General features: G+C 65.7%; 15 protein-coding genes and 1 pseudogene. 1 reads left to right on the top strand and 15 read right to left on the bottom strand.

What is annotated here, in order from left to right; all coding sequences use genetic code 11:
* Nucleotides 1-127: 127 nt before the first annotated feature.
* The 13 genes and pseudogenes from ligA to ftsW all read right to left on the bottom strand — a co-directional run bounded on the left by ligA (nucleotide 128) and on the right by ftsW (nucleotide 17,023).
* Entirely contained in the window at nucleotides 128-2,278 is a 2,151-nt protein-coding gene (ligA, locus tag P6U30_RS29090; RefSeq protein WP_407166249.1) for an NAD-dependent DNA ligase LigA, read from the bottom strand.
* 73 nt (nucleotides 2,279-2,351) lie between these two features.
* A complete protein-coding gene (gene recN / locus P6U30_RS29095; protein WP_407166250.1) occupies nucleotides 2,352-4,022 on the bottom strand; it encodes a DNA repair protein RecN in 1,671 nt (556 codons plus the stop codon).
* A 13-nt stretch (nucleotides 4,023-4,035) separates the two neighbouring features.
* Nucleotides 4,036-4,941 carry an outer membrane protein assembly factor BamD gene (locus P6U30_RS29100; protein WP_407147967.1) on the bottom strand — a complete coding sequence of 302 codons (906 nt, stop codon included), beginning with the start codon at nucleotides 4,939-4,941 and terminating at the stop codon, nucleotides 4,036-4,038.
* Nucleotides 4,942-5,194: 253 nt separating this feature from the next.
* Complete coding sequence (gene lpxC / locus P6U30_RS29105) at nucleotides 5,195-6,157, bottom strand: UDP-3-O-acyl-N-acetylglucosamine deacetylase (protein ID WP_407166251.1); 963 nt, start codon at nucleotides 6,155-6,157, stop codon at nucleotides 5,195-5,197.
* Nucleotides 6,158-6,507: 350 nt separating this feature from the next.
* Entirely contained in the window at nucleotides 6,508-8,304 is a 1,797-nt protein-coding gene (gene ftsZ / locus P6U30_RS29110) for a cell division protein FtsZ (RefSeq protein ID WP_407166252.1), read from the bottom strand.
* Nucleotides 8,305-8,393: 89 nt separating this feature from the next.
* Nucleotides 8,394-9,716, bottom strand: a complete 1,323-nt coding sequence (gene ftsA, locus P6U30_RS29115; protein ID WP_407166253.1) for a cell division protein FtsA — start codon at nucleotides 9,714-9,716, stop codon at nucleotides 8,394-8,396.
* A complete protein-coding gene (locus P6U30_RS29120) occupies nucleotides 9,713-10,720 on the bottom strand; it encodes a cell division protein FtsQ/DivIB (RefSeq protein WP_407166254.1) in 1,008 nt (335 codons plus the stop codon). The genes ftsA and P6U30_RS29120 overlap by 4 nt, the downstream gene beginning before the upstream one ends.
* A pseudogene (locus P6U30_RS29125) lies at nucleotides 10,660-10,956 on the bottom strand (D-alanine--D-alanine ligase); the annotation flags it as partial. The pseudogene P6U30_RS29125 and the gene P6U30_RS29120, both read right to left, overlap by 61 nt.
* A 92-nt stretch (nucleotides 10,957-11,048) precedes the next feature.
* A complete protein-coding gene (locus P6U30_RS29130; RefSeq protein ID WP_407166255.1) occupies nucleotides 11,049-12,035 on the bottom strand; it encodes a D-alanine--D-alanine ligase in 987 nt (328 codons plus the stop codon).
* Nucleotides 12,035-12,958 carry a UDP-N-acetylmuramate dehydrogenase gene (murB, locus tag P6U30_RS29135; RefSeq protein WP_407166256.1) on the bottom strand — a complete coding sequence of 308 codons (924 nt, stop codon included), beginning with the start codon at nucleotides 12,956-12,958 and terminating at the stop codon, nucleotides 12,035-12,037. Before murB ends, P6U30_RS29130 begins: the two co-directional genes overlap by 1 nt.
* Nucleotides 12,959-13,216: 258 nt before the next feature.
* Nucleotides 13,217-14,620 carry a UDP-N-acetylmuramate--L-alanine ligase gene (gene murC / locus P6U30_RS29140; RefSeq protein ID WP_407166257.1) on the bottom strand — a complete coding sequence of 468 codons (1,404 nt, stop codon included), beginning with the start codon at nucleotides 14,618-14,620 and terminating at the stop codon, nucleotides 13,217-13,219.
* 115 nt (nucleotides 14,621-14,735) lie between these two features.
* The gene (gene murG, locus P6U30_RS29145; RefSeq protein ID WP_407166258.1) at nucleotides 14,736-15,836 is read right to left on the bottom strand and encodes an undecaprenyldiphospho-muramoylpentapeptide beta-N-acetylglucosaminyltransferase; all 1,101 of its coding nucleotides are present in this window, start codon (nucleotides 15,834-15,836) and stop codon (nucleotides 14,736-14,738) included.
* Nucleotides 15,837-15,871: 35 nt separating this feature from the next.
* Entirely contained in the window at nucleotides 15,872-17,023 is a 1,152-nt protein-coding gene (ftsW, locus tag P6U30_RS29150; RefSeq protein ID WP_407166259.1) for a putative lipid II flippase FtsW, read from the bottom strand.
* 395 nt (nucleotides 17,024-17,418) lie between these two features.
* On the opposite strand from ftsW, the gene P6U30_RS29155 reads away from it, so the two are divergent.
* Entirely contained in the window at nucleotides 17,419-18,702 is a 1,284-nt protein-coding gene (locus tag P6U30_RS29155) for a hypothetical protein (RefSeq protein ID WP_407166260.1), read from the top strand.
* Between the two features lie 43 nt (nucleotides 18,703-18,745).
* Here P6U30_RS29155 and murD read toward each other — a convergent pair whose 3' ends face one another.
* Complete coding sequence (murD, locus tag P6U30_RS29160) at nucleotides 18,746-20,146, bottom strand: UDP-N-acetylmuramoyl-L-alanine--D-glutamate ligase (RefSeq protein WP_407166261.1); 1,401 nt, start codon at nucleotides 20,144-20,146, stop codon at nucleotides 18,746-18,748.
* A 130-nt stretch (nucleotides 20,147-20,276) separates the two neighbouring features.
* Entirely contained in the window at nucleotides 20,277-21,383 is a 1,107-nt protein-coding gene (mraY, locus tag P6U30_RS29165) for a phospho-N-acetylmuramoyl-pentapeptide-transferase (protein WP_407166262.1), read from the bottom strand.
* Nucleotides 21,384-21,386: the final 3 nt, after the last annotated feature.

The following is a 21,386-nucleotide window of genomic DNA, read 5'->3' on the forward strand; positions in this document are numbered from 1 at the left end:
CGTCATCCCCCGCGCAGGCGGGGATCCAGTACGCCGCGGCTTTTCCGTATCTCGCTGACGTCCCTGGGATACTCGGCCACCCGCCTTCGCGGGTGACGACAATAGGGCATGCGGCGCCGGCCGCCCATCACTCCCCGATCAGCTTCAGCCACTCGTCTTCGGTCAGCACCTTGACGCCGTGCTTCTGCGCTTCCGCTAGCTTCGAGCCGGCACCGGGGCCAGCGACGAGATAGTCTGTTTTCTTCGACACCGAGCCGGCCGCCTTGGCGCCCAACCGCTCGGCTGTCGCCTTGGCCTCGTCGCGCGTCATCTTCTCGAGCGAGCCGGTGAACACCACCGTCTTGCCGGCGATCGCCGAGTTGCCCTTTGGCCTCTCGGCATCGACGATCTCATCCAATTCACCGGTCAGCCGCTCGACGATGCCGCGATTATGGCTCTCGCCGAAATAGTCGGCGATGCTCTTGATCACGGTGTCGCCGATCTGGTCGAGCGCATCCATGTCGGCAATCGCCTCCTCGTCGTCCTTGGCGATCTTGAGGCAGGCCTCATGGAAGGCGTCCCACGAGCCGTAGCCGCGGGCCAGCGCCAGCGCGGTGGTCTCGCCGACATGGCGCATGCCGAGCGCGTAGATGAAGCGCTCGAGCGAGATCCTGCGGCGGTTATCGATCGCGGCGAACAAATTGCGCACCGACGTTTCGCCGTAGCCCTCGATCTGCTCCAGCTTCAGCCTGGCATTGCGCTTGGGCAGCGTGAAGATGTCGGCGGGCTCCTTTACCCAGCCAGCGTCGAAGAAATACTGGAGCTGCTTCTCGCCGAGGCCGTCGATGTCGAAGGCGCGGCGGGACACGAACAGCTTGAGATGCTCGATCTTCTGATACGGACAGGCGAACTCGCCCGTGCAGCGGGCGCGGGAGCCCTCCTCGCCGGCCGCGGTCTCCTCGCGCACCACGTCAGTGTGCAGCGGGCACGGGCACTTCTTCGGGAAGTGGAATTCCCTGGCATTCTTCGGCCGCTTGTCGAGCACGACGTCGACGACCTGCGGGATCACGTCGCCGGCGCGCTGGACCACGACGGTGTCGCCGATCCTGATGTCGCGGCCCTCGCGCAATACCTCGCCCTTGTTGCCGATGCCCTTGATGTAGTCCTCGTTGTGCAGCGTGACGTTCTGCACGATCACGCCGCCGACGCCGACCGGCTCGAGCTTGCCGACCGGCGTGAACGAGCCGGTGCGGCCGACCTGGATTTCGATGTCGCGCAGCACCGTCATGGCGCGCTCGGCCGGGAATTTGTGCGCGATCGCCCAGCGCGGCGTGCGCGAGATGAAGCCGAGCCGCTCCTGCCAATCGATGCGATCGACCTTATAGACGACACCGTCGATATCGTAGTCGAGCTCGGCGCGCTGCTCCTCGATCGTACGATGGAACGCGATCAGTTGCTCGACCGAGTGGCACAGCTTAGTCAGCGGGTTGGTCTTGAAGCCGCAGCGCTCGAACCAGTGGATCATGCCGGTCTGCGTGGTCTCGGGCATCGCGCTCATCTGGCCCCAGGCATAGGCGAAGAAACCGAGCGGGCGCGAGGCGGTGATGCCAGGATCCTTTTGCCGCAGCGAGCCGGCCGCCGAATTGCGCGGGTTGGCGAAGATGGTGTCGCCGGCAGCCTTCTGCCGCTCGTTGAGCGCCAGGAACGCATGCTTGGTCATGTAGACTTCGCCGCGCACCTCGCAGATGTCGGGCACATTGCGGCCCTTGAGCTTCTGCGGCACGTCCTCGAGGGTGCGGATATTGGCGGTGACGTCCTCGCCTTCCGCACCGTTGCCGCGCGTCGCGGCGGTCACGAGCTCGCCGCCCTCGTAACGCAGCGACATCGAGAGCCCGTCGATCTTCGGCTCAGCCGAGAAATCGATCTTGTCGTCCGGCAGCTTCAGGAACCGCGCGATGCGTCCGACGAAGTCGAGCACATCCTGCTCGCCAAAGGCGTTGTCGAGCGACAGCATCGGCAATGAATGGCGGACTTTCTTGAAACGCCCGGATGGCGCCGCGCCGACCTTCTGTGACGGCGACTCCGCGGTGACGAATTCGGGAAAGCGCTTTTCGATCGCGTTGTAGCGCTGCCGCAGCGCGTCGTACTCGGCATCGGTGATGCTCGGCGCATCCTCCTGGTAGTAGCGCTTGTCGTGGCCCTCGAGTTCGAGCGCGAGGCGCGTCAGCTCGACCTTGGCCTGGGCCTTGGTGAGCTTGTCGATGTCGGGAAGTGTTTTCTCTTTTGCTGCTTTGGCCATGCAACGGTCGCGCTATCGTTTTCTGCCACACCGGGGCGGTCCGTCAGGACGACGCCGGAATGACAGTGTGACATTAACTCGCCGCCCTGAGCAGCCGTTCCGCAGCCGCCCTCGCCTCGGCCGTGATCTCGGCGCCGGCCAGCATACGCGCGATCTCCTCGCGGCGATGGTCGGCGGCGAGCGCGTTGACGCGGGTGGCGACGCGCTTGCCCTTGTCGAGCGCATCCTTGGAGATCAGGAGATGCTGGCTGGCGCGGGCCGCGACTTGCGGCGCGTGGGTCACCGCCATCACCTGCACCTTGCCGGCGAGACGCGACAGCCGCGAGCCGATCGCATCCGCCACCGCGCCGCCCACACCGGTATCGATTTCGTCGAACACCAGTGTCGGCGCCGAACCGCGGTCGGCGAGCACGACCTTGAGCGCGAGCAGGAAGCGCGACAGCTCGCCGCCGGAGGCGACCTTCATCATCGGGCCCGGCTTGGTGCCCGGATTGGTCTGGACCCAGAACTCGACGCGGTCGATGCCCTGCGGGCCCGGCGCCGCGGCGTTGGTCTCGACCTGCGTCATGAATTTCGCGCGCTCCAGCTTGAGCGGCGCGAGCTCAGCATTGACGGCCTTGTTGAGCTTCTCGGCTGCCTTGGTGCGCGAGGCCGACAGTTTTGCTGCAGCCGCAGCGTAGCGCTTGTCGGCCTCGCCGGCGGCCGCCTCCAGCTTCTTGAGCTGGTCTGCGCCGGCATCGATCAGCGCAACATCGTTGGCGTATTGGGTGGCCAGCGCGGCCAGCAGATCGACCGGCGTCGAGTATTTGCGCGACGCCGCGCGCAGCGCAAACAACCGCTCCTCGATGCGCTCGAGCTCAGCCGGGTCGAAATCCGTTGCGGCCAGCGCCGCGCTCAGATGCTGGTCGGCCTCTTCCAATGCGTTGATCGCAACGTCGATCGCCTTCACCGCGGGCTCGATCAGGTCGGGCGCATTGGCGGCGCGACGCTCCAGCCGCCGGACCGCGGCCGACAGGGCCGGCACCGGCGAATGCGAGCCGCCGATCGCCTCCTGCGCCTCACGCAAATCGGTCGCGATCTTCTCGCCCTGCATCATGGTGGTGCGGCGGTTGGCGAGCTCGGTCTCCTCGCCCTCCTTCGGCGCCAACGTCTTCAGCTCCTGTGAAGCATGACGCAGATAGTCGGCCTCGCGCGCAGCGCGCTCCATGCCGGCGCGATGATCCTCAAGCGCTGCAGTGGCGGTGCGCCGGGCATCCCACAGCGCTTCCAGCGCGGTGACCTCCTTCTCGAGCCCGGCGAAGGCGTCGAGCAACTGCCGATGGGTCGAGGCGTCGACCAGAGCGCGCTCGTCGTGCTGGCCATGGATCTCGACCAGGACAGCACCGACCGCCTTCAGGGTCTGCACGCTGATCGCTTGGTCATTGATGAAGGCGCGGGTGCGGCCGTCAGCGAGCTGCACACGCCGCAGGATCATCTCTCCGGTGTCGTCGAGGCCGTTCTCGGCCAGGATCCTGGCCGCCGGATGCCCCTTCGGGACATCAAACATGGCGGTGACCTGCCCCTGCTCCGCGCCGTGACGGACGAGCGTGGCATCACCGCGGCCGCCAAGCGCCAGCGCAAACGCATCGAGCAGGATGGATTTACCCGCGCCGGTTTCGCCGGTCAGCACCGCGAGGCCACGGGAGAATTCGATATCGAGCCGTTCGATCAGGACGATGTCACGGATCGACAGACGCGCCAGCATGCGAGGACAATTCCTAGCCGAGACCTATCTTCTTGAAGGTCCGGCTGATCCAGGACCCCTGATTCTCGCTCGGCTCGAGACCGCCGGACTTTACTAGATTGTACGCGTCCTTGTACCAGCGGCTGTCCGGAAAATTGTGGCCGAGCACGGCGGCGGCGGTCTGCGCCTCGCCGGCGATGCCGATCGCCATGTAGGCCTCGGTGAGCCGGTAGAGCGCCTCTTCGACATGGCGGGTGGTCTGGTACTGCGTCACCACCGTCTTGAAGCGGTTGATCGCCGCGGTGAAGTCGCGCTTCTCCATGTAGTAGCGGCCGACCGCCATTTCCTTGCCGGCGAGCTGGTCGCGCGCAGCCTGAAGCTTGGTCTTCGCCGAGGTCGCGTATTCCGAGGTCGGGTACTTGCGCACCACCTCTTCGAGCGCCGCGATCGCCTTCTCGGTGCGGCCCTGATCGCGGGAGATGTCCGGAATCTGATCATAATGCGACGCTGCGATCAGGTACTGGGCGTAGGCCGCGTCCGGGCTGCCGGGATGCAGCGTGACATAGCGGGTCGCAGACCCGATACAGCTATCGTAGTCGCCGGCCTGGTAGTAGGAGTAGGCCGACATCAAGAGCGACTTGCGCGCCCACTCCGAGTAGGGATGCTGCCGGTCGACTTCCTCGAACTTCTTCGAGGCGGCCTTCAGATCCTTCTTCTCGTTCATCATGTACAAGCCCTCGTTGTAGAGCTTGTCCGCGGGCTCATCGACGAACGTGTCGTCCTTGGCCATGAACTTGTCCCACAGCGCGCCGGTGCCGCAGCCGCTGAGCGGCAATGACAGCACGACCAGGCCCGCCGCGAAACGCAGCGCGCGGGCGGCCCGCTTCAGGCCGGAGACGTCAGAGGAGTTGGGTTCGAGCCTCATACGCATTGCCGACATGAAATATAAAACCTGACGCCTTTGATTGCGGTTAACGGCGAAGCCAACTTGATCCATGGACCGCGATCATGGACGCAATACACACCCCGTACCATTGGCGCCGTGTCGTGCTGCCGCTGGCGTGTTTAGCCAAAAACTGGCCCTCGACCAACCGAATACGCAGCCATTCCGCCCGGATTAAGGCGACCGAGCCCGCCTACGACCCGCTGTGGAGACTACGGAAATTGCGGATGAACGATGCCGGCCGCGGCAATCAGGACACGTCCGGACCGTAGGCCGGGGCGATCAAGCTGCCCACCGTGCCTGCACCGGCCTCGACGTGGCTGCGGGAGGGCCGCCGGGCAGTCTCCGCCTCGACCACCCGCCAGGCGCTGCGGTCGGCGAGAAGCGCCTTGAGCACCGCGTGGTTGAGCTTGTGGCCGCCACGCTTCGAACGATAGATGCCGAGCAGCGGCAAGCCGGCCAGCGCGAGATCGCCGATCACGTCCAGCACCTTGTGACGGACGCACTCGTCACCGTAACGCAGTCCCTCGGGGTTGAGCAGACGCGTTTCGTCGAACACCACCGTATTCTCGAAGGACGCGCCGAGCGCGAAACCTGCGCTCCAGAGCCGGGCCGTGTCGCCGACGCAGCCGAAGGTGCGGGCGCGCGAGATGTCGCGGCGGAAGCTTTCCGGAGAGAGATCGAACGAGAAGCTCTGGTGGCCGATCACCGGGTTGGTGAAATCGATCTCGACCTCGGCCCGGAACCCGCCAGCGAACGGACGCAACTCGCCAACTGATTCGCCGATCTTGACCTGCACCGGCTTCAAAACCTGGATGAAGCGGCGGACGGCGGGCTGTGTGACGACGCCGGCCTGCTCGATCGCCGCAACGAAAGCCGCAGCACTGCCATCCATGATCGGTACTTCGGGACCGTCGACCTCTACGGTGGCGTTGTCGACGCCCATGCCGCGCAGCGCGGCAAGCACATGTTCGGCGGTGGAAACCAGCGGCCCTTCGCGGTCGCCCAGCACCGTCGCAAACTCGGTCGCGATCACGGCGTCGGCGTCGGCCTGAATTTCGCGGTCGGAACCTTCAAGTCCGGTGCGGATGAAAATGAAACCCGCATCAACCGGCGCAGGCCCCAAAGTGAGATTGACAGGTTGTCCGGAATGAACGCCGACGCCAGTCACGGTGGCTTGCGACCGAAGCGTCGTTTGGCGGCTGAATTTCATTCGATAATGCCCACTACCCGACTTCACTCAATTCAAGTGGCCAACTTTCCCCAAGGCCGACTCGCTTGAGCTCCCCAAGTCACGGCAGACCATAGTCACAGCCCCAAACCGCGCCAACTCACGCTTCTTTACCGATTGTTACCCCATCTCCGCCGCATTCACGCCCAAGGTTAACCAAATTGCGGCAGCGCACAGAGCCCTTCGGGACGGCGCATCTGATCACCGAAAGGATAATTAATCATTTAATTTCAGTTGCTTGGTGATCTGGCCGTGAGCCGACGTCGGTCGAAAGACAAAGGCCCCGGCGGTTCCTGCCGGGGCCTTTCTGGTCGCCAATGTTGTAACAAACTTCAGTTTGCCTGCCGGCGCAGGAAGGCCGGGATATCAAGATGGTCGTCGCCCTGTGGCGCCGGGGCAACAGGTGCTGGCCGCCCATGAGCGTCCAATCCCTGCGGCGCGGGCCGCTTCGCATATTCCGATACCGGCGATTCGTTTGAGGCGATCTGCTGCGCGACACTGCGGGCCGGCCGGCGCTCGGGCAGCGGCGGCATCGATGGCATCGCCGGACCGGAGGAACGCGCCGCAATCGGCGGCTCGGTCTCTTCGTCGCGACGGCCGAGGCCGACATTGGCGAGGCGCTGCAGCAGCGACAGCCGGGTCTTCTGCGGATGTTCCTCCTCACCGTCGCCGCGGGCCTGGCGGATTTCCGCCTGCGCCGGCATCGGAAGGTCCTCGAACTTCGGCATCCGCGGGGCGCGGACCGGGGAACGCTCGGCCGCCTGCGGAATGAACGTCTCGGGCGGCATCTGCTCGTGCTGCTCGGCCTTGGTAACGTCGTGATCCGGGAACAGCGACGGCTTCTGCGCGATCGGGCGCACGGTGACGTCACCATAGGACGCCGGCTGCATCGGCGCCTGGGCGGCCGGCGAATTGTCCGGGGCAACCGCGGCGGCGATTGCCGCCAGCGCGGCGCGTTCGACATTACCGCCCGGGCGCTGCTGGGGCGCAGGCTGCGGCGCGGCGATCGGAGCAACCGTCACGCCGGACGGCGGATCCAGTTTCTGCGCACGCTCGGCGAGGCGCTGATTGTCGGCGCGCAGGCGCGCGGTCAGATCGGCCAGCCGGCTTTCCGGCGAACCGTTGGACTGCTGCGCGGCCGGAGCCTGGGCGCGGGCGATCGCGGCCTGCTCGATGCCGGTCGCGACCACCGAAACGCGGATGATGCCGTCGAGCGACTCGTCGAAGGTGGCGCCGACGATGATGTTGGCGTCGGGATCGACCTCCTCGCGGATGCGGGTGGCAGCCTCGTCGACTTCGAACAGGGTCAGATCCTTGCCGCCGGTGATCGAGATCAGGAGGCCGCGGGCGCCCTTCATCGAGCTGTCATCGATCAGCGGGTTGGCGATGGCGGCTTCGGCGGCGGTCAGCGCGCGCTTCTCGCCGGTGGCCTCGCCGGTGCCCATCATTGCCTTGCCCATCTCGCGCATGACGGCGCGGACGTCGGCGAAGTCGAGGTTGATCAAACCTTCCTTGACCATGAGGTCGGTGATGCAGGCAACGCCCGAATAGAGCACCTGGTCGGCCATCGCGAAGGCGTCGGCGAAGGTGGTCTTCTCGTTGGCGACCCGGAACAGGTTCTGGTTCGGGATGATCAGGAGCGTGTCGACCACCTTGTGCAGCTCGGCAATGCCGTGCTCGGCGGTGCGCATGCGGCGCTGGCCCTCGAAGTGGAACGGCTTGGTCACCACGCCGACGGTCAGGATGCCCATCTCGCGCGCGGCCTTGGCGATCACCGGTGCGGCGCCGGTGCCGGTGCCGCCGCCCATGCCGGCGGTGACGAACACCATGTTGGCGCCGGTGAGATGATCGCGCAATTCGTCGATGACCTCCTGCGCGGCGGCGGCGCCGACGTCGGGCTGCGAACCGGCGCCGAGGCCCTGGGTGACCTGGGTGCCCATCTGGATGATGCGCTGCGCCTTCGACATGGTCAGCGCCTGCGCGTCGGTGTTGGCGACGACGAAGTCGACGCCCTGCAACCCGGCGGTGATCATGTTGTTGACGGCGTTACCGCCCGCGCCACCGACGCCGAAGACAGTGATCCGCGGTTTCAGCTCGCTGATGTCAGGGGGGGTCAGATTGAGTGCCATGGTTGCCTCTCTCAATTACGCGCGCGTGGGTTCGCCCCGGCCGGCGGCCGCGGGAGTTGGTGAAAATGCCTTAAGCCGAGATGCGGTCATCAGAAGCCCTCGCGAAGCCATCGTCCGACCTTTCCGAAGTAGCCGTAGCCGTCAGTCCCTGTCTTGAGCTGCCGCGTGCGCCGCGGTTCGACATGTTCAAGATGAGCGTATTGCGGATAGACCAGCAGGCCCGAGGGCACCGAGAACGAGGCCCCCTTCGCCTCGCTGGGCAGCCGGCCGAAACCGAGCGGGCGACCGATGCGGACCTGGCGGTTCAGAATACGGGTGGCGAGCTCGACGGTGCCGGTCAGTTGGGATGCGCCGCCGCTCAGGACGACGCCCGCCCGCGGCTCGGCTGCAAAGGGAGAATCCGCGAGCCGGTCACGGACCATCTCAAAAATCTCCTCGGCGCGATGCCGGACTATGTTCGCGATCGTGGCGCGGGAGACAATTTGCGGAGTCTCCCGATCATCGCCCGCGGCCGGCACGGACATCAGCTCGCGCGAATCCGAGCCGCCCGTCAGCACCGTGCCGTATAAAGTCTTGATTCGCTCGGCATCCGCAATGCACGCTCCGATGCCGCGTGCAAGATCCATCGTGATGTGTTGCCCACCGAGCGCAAATCCGGATGCGTGCACGAAGCGTCCGCCGGAATAGGTTGCGATCGTCGTCGACCCGGCGCCCATCTCGACGACGGCGGCGCCGAGGTCGAACTCGTCGTCGGTCAAAACCGACAGGCCCGCGACATAGGGGCTCGCCGCCATGGCTTCGACATTGAGATGACACCGTTCGACCACGAGCATCAGATTCTTGGCCACCGTTGCGTCCGAGGTGACGACATTCATGTCGACGCCGAACTGTCGCGCGACCATGCCGCGCGGATCGCGGATGCCTTTGACGCCGTCGAGCGCGTAGCCGACCGGCAGCGCATGCAGCACGGTGCGGCCCGCGGCGGTGGCGTGGCGCATGCCGGCCGAGGTCACGCGGCTGATATCGTCCGAGGTGACCGAGCCGCCGCGGATATCGGCAGCCGCCTCAACCAGTTGGCCATGCAGCCGGCCGCCCGACACCGACAGCAGGACCGACTCGACCCGGACCTTGGCCATGCGTTCGGCCAGCGCCACGGCATGGCGCACCGCCTTCTCGCATTCGGCCAGATCGACCACGGCGCCGGCCTTGACGCCGCGCGACTGGATCTGGCTGTAGCCGATCAATTCAACCGCATGGCTGCGACCGCGCAGCGCCTCGCTCGGCGGCGAAGGCTTCAGCCGCGCGATCATGCAGGCGATCTTGCTGGAGCCGACGTCGAGCGAGGCCACCAGCGCGGTGCGCTTCTGCATCGGACGCGTCTTCGGGGTCAGGTTGCGATCGAGGCCGGTCATGCGGAGTCACCGGCCTTCTTCTTGGACTTCTTGTCCTTGAACAGCTCTTCGCGCGCCTTGGCGGCGTCGTCGGACAACTGCACGATCAGGCGATCCGGCAGGCGCATGTCGACGGCGACGATGTCGCGCGAGAACAGCTTCTCGTCCTTGTCGAGCTTGGAGAGCGCGGCGAGCGCATTGCCGACGTCGTTCTCGGGCAGGCGGATATCGAGGCCATCCTTGAGCCGCAGATTCCAGCGCCGCTCACCGACATAGATCGCAGCCTTGGTCACCGAGCGGACCTGCGGATAACGGTCGAGCAGCGCGAGGAAATCGTGGGCGTGGCTGTCGGCGCCCTTCCCCACCACCAACGGCAGCTTGAGGAAACGGCGCGTCACATAGGGCTCGAGCACCGCGCCATCAGAGGCAATGACGGCGAGCTTGCCGTTCTCCTGCCACAAGGCGAAGGCCGAGCGCTCGACGATGTCGATCTGCAACCGGCCGGGATAAAGCTTCAGGATCGTGGCGTCGGCGATCCAGGGATTGGCTTTCAGCCTGTCGCGGACGGTTTCGGCGTCGAGGAACAGCAGCGAGGAGTGGCCGTTGATGCCGCCGATCGCAAGAACCTCGTCCTGGGTGAGCTGCTTGCGGCCGTTGATGCCGACCGTGGTGATGCGAAAGCCCGCGGCATTGGCGAGCGCGTTGCGGGTGTCGTCCATGACAGCGACGAACTCGTCGATATGGCCGCCTTTGACGATGCCGAAGCCGGCGCTGCCGAACAGGATCGCGAGCGTGGCGACCAGGCCGACACGGCGCGGCAGGTAGCGCTCGATGGTCTGGATGAAACGGTTTGGCGGCTCGCGATCGAGCACCGGTTGCCGGACCGGACGCTTGCGCTTGCGGCGGGCGAGATAGGCACCGGCATGCTCGCGCAGCAGCATCGCCGCTCCAATAGCGGCTGCTCTCAGGTCAGCTTGAGGCCCCAGCGATCGCACCGATCGAGCGAGGCGTCCTGCACCATCCATTGCACGAGCTCGTCACATGTTGTGCCCGCAAACCTTGCGGGTCCCGGCACAGGTGACGTCTCGGCGGTACCGGCGGGATAGAGTGACCCCCTGTTCCCTGGTTGCGTTCCTGGAAGCGGTATTCCGCGACAGCTCACGCCCCGGCAGCCAAGCGCTACATGCGCCGCCAGCGTTAACCTTCGGGCTTCCTGGTAAACAAACGGTAAATACGGCCCGCCTGGGGCGTGTTTTGATGAGCGCTAAGAGTACTTTGCCGCGAACTCGTTAGCATTTTAGCAACAGGCCGGATTCCATGCCGTCTCTCCGGCCCCCGGTTCCCTCCCGCCGCCTACTTCCGCGCGCGGCGCCGGGCAAGCTCGATCTGGTCGTGCAGGAAGTCGGCAAAGCCGATGCCGTGCGCCTTCAGCGCCTTCGGGTACAGCGAGGCCGCGGTGAGGCCGGGCAGCGTGTTGGTCTCGAGATAGACCGGTCCATTGGCCGACACGATGAAATCGCTGCGCGAATAACCAGTGCAGGACAGCGCGCGATGCGCCTTGAGCGCGTGATCCATGATCGCGGCGCTGACCTCGGGAGCGAAGCGCCCGGGGCAAATCTCCTGCGTCGACTTCAGCAGATATTTCGCTGTGTAGTCGAATCCGCCTTCCGCCGGCACAATCTCGATTGGCGGCAGCGCGAACACCGCACCATCGGACTGCTCGAGCACGCCGCAGGTCGCCTCGACGCCCGACACGAACGACTCGATCAGATAGTCCTCCACCTTCGCGGCACTGCGCACCGCGACAAGATCCTGCTTCGCGTTGACGAAGATCAGCCCGTAGCTCGATCCATCCTTCGCGGGCTTCGCAATCAGCCTGCCGTAGTCGGCGAAGGCCTGATCGATCTGTTCGAGCGCGACACCCTGCGGCGCGTTCAGTCCAGCGATCGCGGCGAAGCGCTTGGCCGACGGCTTGTCGAAGGCAAGATGCGACGACGCCGAACCGGAGCCGGTGAAGGCGATGCCGCGCATCTCGCACATCGCCTGCAACTCGCCATTCTCGGCGCGGCCGCCATGCAGGCCGAGCACCAGCACGCGCGCTTCCGCCGCAGCCTTGTCGAGCGCCTCTGCGAGGCTGATGCCGCGATCCTCCGGCTTGAAGTCGACCTCGAACGGCCGCGTGTGATTGAGCAGCTTCTCGGAGGTGACGGCATGCACGGTGTCGTCGACATCCCAGAACCACAGATCGGCGTCGGGCAGCGCGCGATGCAAGGCCTGCGCGCTCGCCACCGAGACCAGGCGTTCCTTGTTGGTGCCGCCGAAGAGAATGGTCGCTTGCATCAGCTCTTCCCGATCCCGATCCGCTTGATTTCCCAATGCAGCTCGATTCCGCTGCTCGCCTTCACGCGCTCACGCACCGTCTCGCCCAGGGTCTCGATGTCGTGCCCGGTGGCGTTGCCGGTGTTGATCAGGAAATTGCAGTGCATCTCCGAGACCTGCGCGCCGCCGACCTTGAGGCCGCGGCAGCCGGCGGCATCGATCAGCTTCCAGGCGCTGTTGCCGGGTGGATTCTTGAAGGTCGAGCCGCCGGTCTTTTCCCGGATCGGCTGCGCGGTCTCGCGATGAGCCTGCACCTCGTTCATGCGTGCGCGGATCGCATCTGGATCCGCGATCGTCCCGCGGAAGCGCGCCGCGGTGAAGATCACGGACGGATCGACGCCGCTGTTGCGATAGACGAACTTCATGTCGACGTTGGTGAACGTATGCTTCGTGCCATCACGGCCGATGCCGGTCGCCTCCACCAGCACATCCTTGGTCTCGCCGCCATTGGCGCCGGCATTCATCCGCAGCGCACCACCGATGGTGCCGGGAATGCCGAAGAAGAATTCCATGCCGCCGATGCCTGCGGCAGCCGCCGTCTCAGCGACGCGCTTGTCGAGGGCCGCGGCGCCAGCGATGACGATGTCGCCCGATGCGCTGGTCTCGCCAAAGGCGCGTGGCGCGAGGCGGATCACCACGCCCGGCATGCCGCCGTCGCGCACGATCAGATTGGAGCCGACGCCGATGACATAGACCGGCAACTCCTTCGGTAGGTTCTTCAGGAAGTAAGCGAGGTCATCCTCGTCCGCCGGCGTGAACAGCACCTGCGCCGGCCCGCCGACACGAAACCAGGTCAACTCGGCGAGCGACTGATTGGCCAGCAGCCGCCCACGCAGAAGCGGCATCGCGGCTTTCAGATCCGGCGTGATGTCGGGGTGGGTCATGTCACTCAATCGATCCAGTCTGGGGATCGCATCGCGTCGCGTTTCCCGCCGGTGCCCGCGGCTTACCCCTCTCCCCAACCCTCCCCCGCAAGGGGGGAGGGAGCCTGACGAAATTGCTCACCTTACGCGGCATCACGACTGGGGTCTGAGTTTGTGAGAGAGTCAGGAAGGCAACGGCAGCGGGGTTCCCTCCCCCCTTGCGGGGGAGGGTTAGGGAGAGGGGTGAGCCGCACGGGCGGTGCTGAGCGATAAACATACTCACCCCAGCGCCTTCAACTGATCGGGTAGCGCGTAGGCCCATTGCGTGATGTTGCCGGCGCCGAGGCAGACAACGAGGTCGCCGGGCTTGGCAAGACCGTGGACGATCTTTGCAAGCTCGCCGGCGTCAGGGAGCGCCATCACGCTGCGATGGCCGTGGGCACGCAGGCCGGCGGCGAAATGGTCGCGGTCGATGCCGGGGATCGGCGCCTCGCCGGCCGGATAGACCTCGGCGACCACGACCGTATCGGCATCGTTGAAGCAGGTGCAGAACTCCTCGAACAGGGACTGCAGGCGGGTGAAGCGATGCGGCTGCACCACCGCGATGATCTTGCCCTGATAGGACTCGCGCGCAGCCTTGAGCACCGCCGCGATCTCGACCGGATGATGACCGTAATCGTCGATGACGGTGATGCCATTCCACTCGCCGGTCTTGGTGAAGCGCCGCTTGACGCCGCCGAAGCCCGCCATGGCCTTGCGGATGACGTCATCGGACACGCCGAGCTGATGCGCAACCGCGATCGCCGCCGTGGCATTCGAGGCATTGTGACGACCCGGCATCGGCAACACGATGTCGGTAATCTCGTGAGTTGCGCCGGTCTTGCGATCCTGGATCGCGACCTTGAATTTCGATCCGCCCGCGATCGGCGTCAGATCCATCAGCCGCGCATCGGCCTGCGGGTTATGGCCATAGGTGATGATGCGGCGATCCTCGATCTTGCCGACCAGGCTCTGCACCACGGGATGATCGATACACATCACGGCGAAGCCGTAGAACGGCACGTTCTCGACGAAATTGCGGAACGCATCCTGGATCGCCTCGAACGTCTTGAAGTGGTCGAGATGCTCCGGATCGATATTGGTGACGATGACGACATCGGACGGCAGCTTGAGGAAGGTGCCGTCGCTCTCATCGGCCTCGACCACCATCCAGTCACCGGCCCCGAGCCGCGCATTGGAGCCATAGGCGTTGATGATGCCGCCATTGATCACGGTCGGATCGAGCCCGCCGGCGTCGAGCAAGGTTGCCACCATCGTGGTCGTCGTCGTCTTGCCATGGGTGCCGGCGATCGCGACGCAGCTCTTCAGCCGCATCAGTTCCGCCAGCATCTCGGCGCGGCGCACCACGGGAATGCGCTGTGCGCGAGCCGCCATCAGCTCCGGATTGTCACGCTTGATCGCGGTCGAGACCACGACGACATCGGCGCCGTCGACATTGTCGGCCTTGTGGCCGACCGAGACCTTCGCGCCCTTCTTGCGTAGCCGATCGAGGTTGTAATTGTCCGAGGCATCCGAGCCCTGCACCGTGTAGCCGAGATTGAGCAACACCTCGGCGATGCCGCTCATGCCGATGCCGCCGATCCCGACGAAGTGAATGGGTCCGATCTCACGCGGCAGTCTCATGGCAGGTCTCGCGGTTGCTCCATCAAGCCCGGGCTTGCCCAGGCTTTGATTCCCTTATGAAAGACGCCGATGGCCGGGACAAGCGCCTAGGGTCCGAAAAAACATCGCGGAACGCCTAAATCCCGGCCACTTTCATCACCAGATCGGCGAGCCGTTCCGCCGCGTCGAGCCGGCCGGCGCCGCGTGCGGCTTGCGCCATCGTGGTCAATTTCGCGGGCTCAGCGGCGAAGGCCGTGATGTCGGCGGCGAGGCGCTCGGGCGTGAACTCGGGCTGTGCGATCCGGATCGCGCCGCCCGCCTGCGCCAGCACGCCGGCATTGGCGAACTGGTCCTGATCGATCGCGCCCGGCAGCGGCACCAGGATCGACGGCCGGCCGATCGCCGCGAGCTCGGCCACGGTGCCGGCGCCGGCGCGCGAGATCACCAATTGGCTCGAGGCCAGCCGCGCCGGCAGGTCGGAGAAGAACGGCGCGAGCTCGGCATTGATCTTGAGCCGGTCGTAGACCGCACGTACCCGCGCCATGTCCTCTTCGCGCACCTGCTGGGTCACGATCAGACGGCGCCATAGCGCGGGGTCGAGCGTCTCGATCGCTGACGGCACGATGTCGCTCATCACTCGCGCGCCCTGGCTGCCGCCGACGACAAGCAGACGCAGCGGCGCGTTCGGCTCGGGCGAGGCATACCTCACTGCCGCGGCAGCGAGGATCGCCGGGCGCATCGGCGTGCCGACGGTGGTCGCCTTGCCGGCGAGCGCGGGATCGCGATCGAGCACGCCGGGCAGCGAGGTCGCGATCGCGTTGACGCGACTGGACAGGAAGCGGTTGGCGCGGCCGAGCACCGCATTGGCATCATGGATGATGCCGGGCACGCCGAGCAGGCGCGCGGCCATCAGCGGCGGCAGAGTGGGATAGCCGCCGAAGCCGACGACCGCGGCGGGTTTCAGCCGTCGCACCGCATTGGTCGCGACCAGCGTGCCATAGGCGAGCGTCAGCGCGGTCCGCGCCAGCGAGATCGGATTGCGGCCGCGCACCGTCGCGCTCGGCACCAGGTCGATGCTGTCGCGGGCGAACAGGCCGCCATAGCGCAGAGCGCGGCCGTCGGTCGCCAGGCGAACGCGCAGGCCGCGCCGCATCAGTTCCACGGCGAGCGCTTCGGCCGGGAACAGATGGCCGCCGGTGCCACCGGCCGCCAGCAGAATCAGGGGCGCATTGTCCATGGCTTCCAGATAGCCGAGGCTATCCTCGCAGTCACCTAAGCGTAGGCGCGCATCGCGCTGGCGCCTTCCATCGATTCGATCTCGGTGCGCGGCCGTTGCCGCGTCAGCGCCAGCATCATGCCGACGCCGTAGGCCAGCGACACGAACGAGGAACCGCCATAGGAAATGAACGGCAGTGTCATGCCCTTGGCCGGGATCAATTGCAGATTGACCGCCATGTTGATCGCCGCCTGCACGCCGAACATGATGGCGAGGCCCGACGCCGCAAAGCGCGAGAACATGTCCTCGGTGGCATAGGCGCGCGTCAGCGTGCGGATCACCACGAAGCCGAACAGCGCAACCAGCATCAGGCAAAGGATGATGCCGAACTCCTCGGCGGCGACCGCGAACACGAAGTCGGTGTGGCTGTCCGGCAGGCTGCGTTTTGCAACGCCCTCGCCGGGCCCGAGACCGAACCAGCCGCCATTCCAGAACGCTTCCATCGCGGTATCGACCTGGAAGGTGTCGCCGGAAGCCGGGTTCATGAAGCGCTTGATGCGGCCCGCGACGTGCGGCACCAGAAGATAGGCGCCGAACAGGCCCGCGCCGGCCGCGCCGGCCAGCCCGAAGACCCAGATCATCCGCATGCCCGCGATGAAGAACAGCGCGCCCCACACCATCAGGATCAGCATGGTCTGGCCGAAGTCGGGCTCCATCACCAATAGCGCCACCAGCATCAACAGCAGCACCAGCGCCATCGAGGTCGCCGGCATCTCCGGCCGCTTGGTCGATTCAGCGAACAGCCAGGCGGCGACGATCACGAAGGCGGGCTTGGCGCATTCGGAGGCCTGGATGTTGACGCCGAGCAGCGTGATCCAGCGCCGCGAGCCCTTGACCTCGGGCCCGACCAAAAGCGTCACCACGATCAACGCGATCGAGACCGCGAACACGATCAGCGCAGTGCGCCGGATCTGCCGCGGCGTCATGAACGACACCCCGATCAGCACGATCAGCGACGGCACCAGGAACATCACGTGGCGATTGAAGAAATGGAAGGGATCGAGCCCGATCCGCGTCGCCACCGGCGGGCTCGCCGCCAGCGACAGGATCACGCCGGCCAGCATCAACGCGGCGACCGCCGCAAGCAGGAGCTTGTCGACGGTCCACCACCAGTCCGAGAACGGGGTGCGTTGGTCACGGGCGAGCATCGGTGTCCCCAGATGGCGGAGGTAACGTCCATTCGTGGCGCAGCTTGGTTTCCAAGGAGTTAACGGGATGGATCACTTTTGAGGGATGGTGGCGCGGACCGGATTGCGCCGAGTTGACGAACGGCCTGGTTGCGCGCGGCTCTCCTATTCGTCGTCACGGCCTGGTGCGCAATTGCACACAAGGCCGGGACGACGCTGGGGATAGTTCTCGCGCGATGTCTCCGGCCGTCATTGCGAGGAGCGATAGCGAGGAAGCAATCCACGCTTCCGCATATGCCGCCGCGACGGTTTCACTTCGCTCTACCCATCCGACGATGGACGCTGGCGTCATGCCGAGGATGGACCCAACGCGATCCCGAAACGTTGGATCAAGCGTCGCACCGGCGAAGATCCACATGGAGACGATCGAAGCATATCTGGAGCGGAAGCACGAGGAACTCAGGCTGATCAACAATTGCCTGCGGACCCCCCTGCCCCTGACCTGCCCGCGATCAATCGCTGAGGTGATCCGGCTGAAATTCCAGCTCACCGCTGCGCTCAAGGCGGAGCATGCGCGACATGATTGGACCGTCACCGAGACGGCATGGGCGCATCCGGGTCAACGCCGCATCGGGCCATTCGAGTTCAGCTATGATTACCAGCGAGCCGATCTCGACGTGCGTGGCCCTTCGTTTTACGAGCTGGACGAGCGGACTAGCGCCGAAACCGTCTACACCGCCTCAGGCATGTCCGCGATTTCGGCACTGTTGTTGGCGTCAACTCAGGTCGCCGGCCGAGCGGACATCGTGGTCTTGCCAGGGTCGTATGGAGAAACACAGGAACTGATCGAAAGCTACGTCAATCATTTGCGATTGGTCACGCTGAAGCCCTCGCTGCAAGCAACGATCGATCAAACGTCGTCACCGCGGATTCTTCTGCTCGATTCCTGCGCGCCGGAAACCGCGTTTCGCACCGCGCTGCGCGCCACGAGCCAGGCGCTCGATCTCTTGATTTTCGACACGACCGGCTTCTGCAGCGGCTCGGGCCGTATCCGCAGTGCGCTGGCATGGGCCCGGAGGCGGAACGTTCCCGTCGTGATGGTGCGCAGCCACACCAAGCTGGATTCGCTCGGCGCGGAGTATGGCCGGCTCGGCTCCGCGGCCTTCGTTCGTTGGGGACAGGACGCGGCTTGGGCGGCCGGATCGAAGTTCAAGGAACTCCCGCCGGCGATGCGAAACGCGGTCCGGCTGCTCGGCGGCGCGGCGCTGCCGGCGCATTTTCCGCCCTATACCGGCACGTCCGCCTACCGCAAATTGACCAACGAGCGCGTGGCGGCCATGCTCCGCAACGGTCGGCGGACCGCTCGATATTTTGCCTCGGTGCTCCCCCATCTGACGGCAGAGCTCCACTTCGCTCACGGCCTCTATGTCACGTTGAACAGCAGGCAACCGCTCAGCGAGGCGAGTGCGAGGCGCGCGGCCGCGGAGATGAGTGACGATCTGGGCCGCGCGGGTTTGCCGATCCGCCATGCGGGAAGCTTCGGCTTTGATTTCGCCGCGACGGAATGGTTCCACAACTCGGCGACGGATCGATATAGTGTCCGTGTCGCCGTCCCCGATCTGCCCCCCGCGCTCTGGGACGATGTCGCTCGAGCGATCGCCCGATGGTGGTGCACGCATGAGCGAACCGTGGCAGCATGACCGTGCGCGCTCGTCGGGCGATAATCCGCCCTACAGCGAAGGGTCACACCACCGGCTTCATGCCCGGTAGTGCCTGGACAAGGTCGCGGAACGCGGCGCCGCGGATTTCGAAATTGCGGTACTGGTCGAACGAGGCGCAGGCCGGCGACAGCAGCACGACGGCCTCCCCGAGCCCCGAGGCCTCCGCATCGCGCGCGGCGCTGGCGACCGCGACATCGAGCGTGCCGGACATCTCGTGCGGCACGCGCTCGCCCAGCGTGCCGGAAAACTCCGGCGCGGCCTCGCCGATCAAATAGGCCTTGCGGATGCGCGGGAAGTAGCCCGACAGGCTGGTGATGCCGCCAGCCTTCGGCTTGCCGCCGGCGATCCAGAAGATGTCGGCAAAGGACGACAGCGCATGCGCGGCCGCATCCGCATTGGTGCCCTTGGAATCGTTGACGAACAGCACATGGCCGCGGCGGCCGACCTGCTCCATGCGGTGCGCCAGGCCGGGAAAGCTGCGCAGCCCGTTCTGCAGCACATCGGCGGAGATGCCCATCGCGAGCGCGCAGGCCGCGGCGCACGCCGCATTCTGCGCATTGTGCAGGCCGCGCAGCGAGCCGATGCCGCCGAGCCGCGCCACCTCGCTGCGCGCCGCACCCGACGCACGCACGATGGTCTCGTGCTCGACATAGATGCCGTCGGGCAGCGGATTGCGCACGGAGATGCGGACCACGCGCTTGCCTGCGCGATCGAGCCGATCGGCGATGTCGCGGCACCAGCCGTCATCGACGCCGACGATCGACGTGCCGCCGGGCTGCACGCCGGCCACCAGCCGTTCCTTCACCGCTGCGTAGTGCGCCAGCGTGCCGTGACGGTCGATGTGATCCTCGCTGACATTGAGTAAGATTCCGACCGAGGGATCGAGCGAGGGCGTGAGATCGATCTGGTACGACGACATCTCGATCACATGGACGCGGCCCATCCGCGGCGGCTCCAGCGACAGGATCGCGGTGCCGATGTTGCCGCCCATCTGAGTGTCGTAGCCGGCAACTTTGGTCAAATGCGCGATCAGCGCCGTGGTGGTCGACTTGCCGTTGGTGCCGGTGATGGCGACGAACGGCGCATTCGGTGCATGACGCCGCCGCTCGCGGCAGAACAACTCGACGTCGCCGATCACCTCGACGCCGGCCTCGCGCGCCTTCAGCACGCTCCAATGCGGCGCCGGATGGGTGAGCGGCGCGCCGGGCGTGAGGATCAGCGCGGCGAAATTCGCCCAGGACGTGCTGCGCAAATCGGCGGTGACGAACCCGGCCTGCGCCGCCTTCGCAACATTGTCGGCATTGTCATCCGCCGCGATCACTTCGGCGCCGCCGGCCTTCAGCGCGTGGCAGCTCGCAAGCCCGGAACCGCCGAGCCCGAACACCGCGACCGTCTTGCCGGCGAAGGAGGAGACGGGGATCATGATTCACCTTGTCATTCCGGGACGATGCGCCAGCATCGAACCCCAATGCGCAATGCGCATTGTGGAATCTCGAGGTTCCGGATTGCCGCTGCGCGGCCTCCGGAACGACGGTTGTGGGGATATGCGATCATCAACGCAGCTTGAGCGTGGAGAGGCCGGCGAGCGCCAGCATCACCGAGATGATCCAGAAGCGGATCACGATCTGCGGTTCGGTCCAGCCCTTCTGCTCGAAATGATGGTGCAGCGGCGCCATCCGGAACACGCGCTTGCCGGTCAGCTTGAACGACGCGACCTGCACGATCACGGAGACCGCCTCCAGCACGAACAGGCCGCCGATCACCGCGAGCACGATCTCGTGCTTCACCGCGACCGCGGTGGCCCCGAGCATGCCGCCGAGCGCCAGTGAGCCGGTATCGCCCATGAAGATCGAGGCCGGCGGCGCGTTGAACCAGAGGAAGCCGAGGCCGGCCCCCAGCACTGCGCCGCACAGTACTGCGAGCTCGCCGGTGCCGGCGACATAATTGATCTGCAGGTAATCCGAGAACACGGCGTTGCCGGTGAGATAGGAGATCATGCCGAAGCTCGCCGCCGCGATCATGACCGGCACGATGGCGAGGCCATCGAGGCCGTCGGTGAGGTTCACCGCGTTGCCGGCGCCGACCATCACGAAGGCGCCGAAGATCACGAAGAACCAGCCGAAATTGATCACGAGATCCTTGAAGAAGGGAATCACCAGCGAGGTCGAGGACACGTCGCGCCCGAGCCGAACCAGCGCATAGCAGGCGGCAAGCCCGATCAGCGCCTCGATCAGCAGCCGCAGCCTGCCGGCAAAGCCGCTGTGTGACTGCTTTGTGACCTTCAGGTAATCATCATAGAAGCCGACGAAGCCGAAGCCGAGCGTCACCGCCAGCACGATCCAGACATAGGGGTTGAGCGGATTGGCCCACAGCACCGTCGACACCACGAGCCCGGACAGGATCATCAGCCCGCCCATGGTGGGCGTGCCCTTCTTGGAGATCAGATGCGACTGCGGGCCGTCGGTGCGGATCGGCTGCCCCTTGCCCTGCCGCAGCCTCAGATGGTCGATGATCCAGGGCCCGAACAGGAACACGAACAGTGCCCCGGTCACGATCGCGCCGCCGGTGCGGAACGTGATGTAGCGGAACACGTTCAGGGCGCTGCGAAACGGCGCGAAGCCCGGGACGGTATTGGACAGATCGATCAACCAGTAGAACATTCA

The organism is Bradyrhizobium sp. ORS 111 (assembly GCF_045571485.1).
Taxonomy (GTDB): Bacteria; Pseudomonadota; Alphaproteobacteria; order Rhizobiales; family Xanthobacteraceae; genus Bradyrhizobium.

Coding starts and splice junctions, on each gene's coding strand:
- murC (WP_407166257.1), bottom strand. CDS start 14,620: ATGAGACTGCCGCGTGAGATCGGACCCATTCACTTCGTCGGGATCGGC.
- P6U30_RS29155 (WP_407166260.1), top strand. CDS start 17,419: ATGGAGACGATCGAAGCATATCTGGAGCGGAAGCACGAGGAACTCAGG.
- mraY (WP_407166262.1), bottom strand. CDS start 21,383: ATGTTCTACTGGTTGATCGATCTGTCCAATACCGTCCCGGGCTTCGCG.
- murB (WP_407166256.1), bottom strand. CDS start 12,958: ATGACCCACCCCGACATCACGCCGGATCTGAAAGCCGCGATGCCGCTT.
- P6U30_RS29100 (WP_407147967.1), bottom strand. CDS start 4,941: ATGTCGGCAATGCGTATGAGGCTCGAACCCAACTCCTCTGACGTCTCC.
- lpxC (WP_407166251.1), bottom strand. CDS start 6,157: ATGAAATTCAGCCGCCAAACGACGCTTCGGTCGCAAGCCACCGTGACT.
- murG (WP_407166258.1), bottom strand. CDS start 15,836: ATGGACAATGCGCCCCTGATTCTGCTGGCGGCCGGTGGCACCGGCGGC.
- P6U30_RS29130 (WP_407166255.1), bottom strand. CDS start 12,035: ATGCAAGCGACCATTCTCTTCGGCGGCACCAACAAGGAACGCCTGGTC.
- P6U30_RS29120 (WP_407166254.1), bottom strand. CDS start 10,720: ATGGATGGTGCAGGACGCCTCGCTCGATCGGTGCGATCGCTGGGGCCT.
- ftsZ (WP_407166252.1), bottom strand. CDS start 8,304: ATGGCACTCAATCTGACCCCCCCTGACATCAGCGAGCTGAAACCGCGG.
- ligA (WP_407166249.1), bottom strand. CDS start 2,278: ATGGCCAAAGCAGCAAAAGAGAAAACACTTCCCGACATCGACAAGCTC.
- murD (WP_407166261.1), bottom strand. CDS start 20,146: ATGATCCCCGTCTCCTCCTTCGCCGGCAAGACGGTCGCGGTGTTCGGG.
- ftsW (WP_407166259.1), bottom strand. CDS start 17,023: ATGCTCGCCCGTGACCAACGCACCCCGTTCTCGGACTGGTGGTGGACC.
- ftsA (WP_407166253.1), bottom strand. CDS start 9,716: ATGACCGGCCTCGATCGCAACCTGACCCCGAAGACGCGTCCGATGCAG.
- recN (WP_407166250.1), bottom strand. CDS start 4,022: ATGCTGGCGCGTCTGTCGATCCGTGACATCGTCCTGATCGAACGGCTC.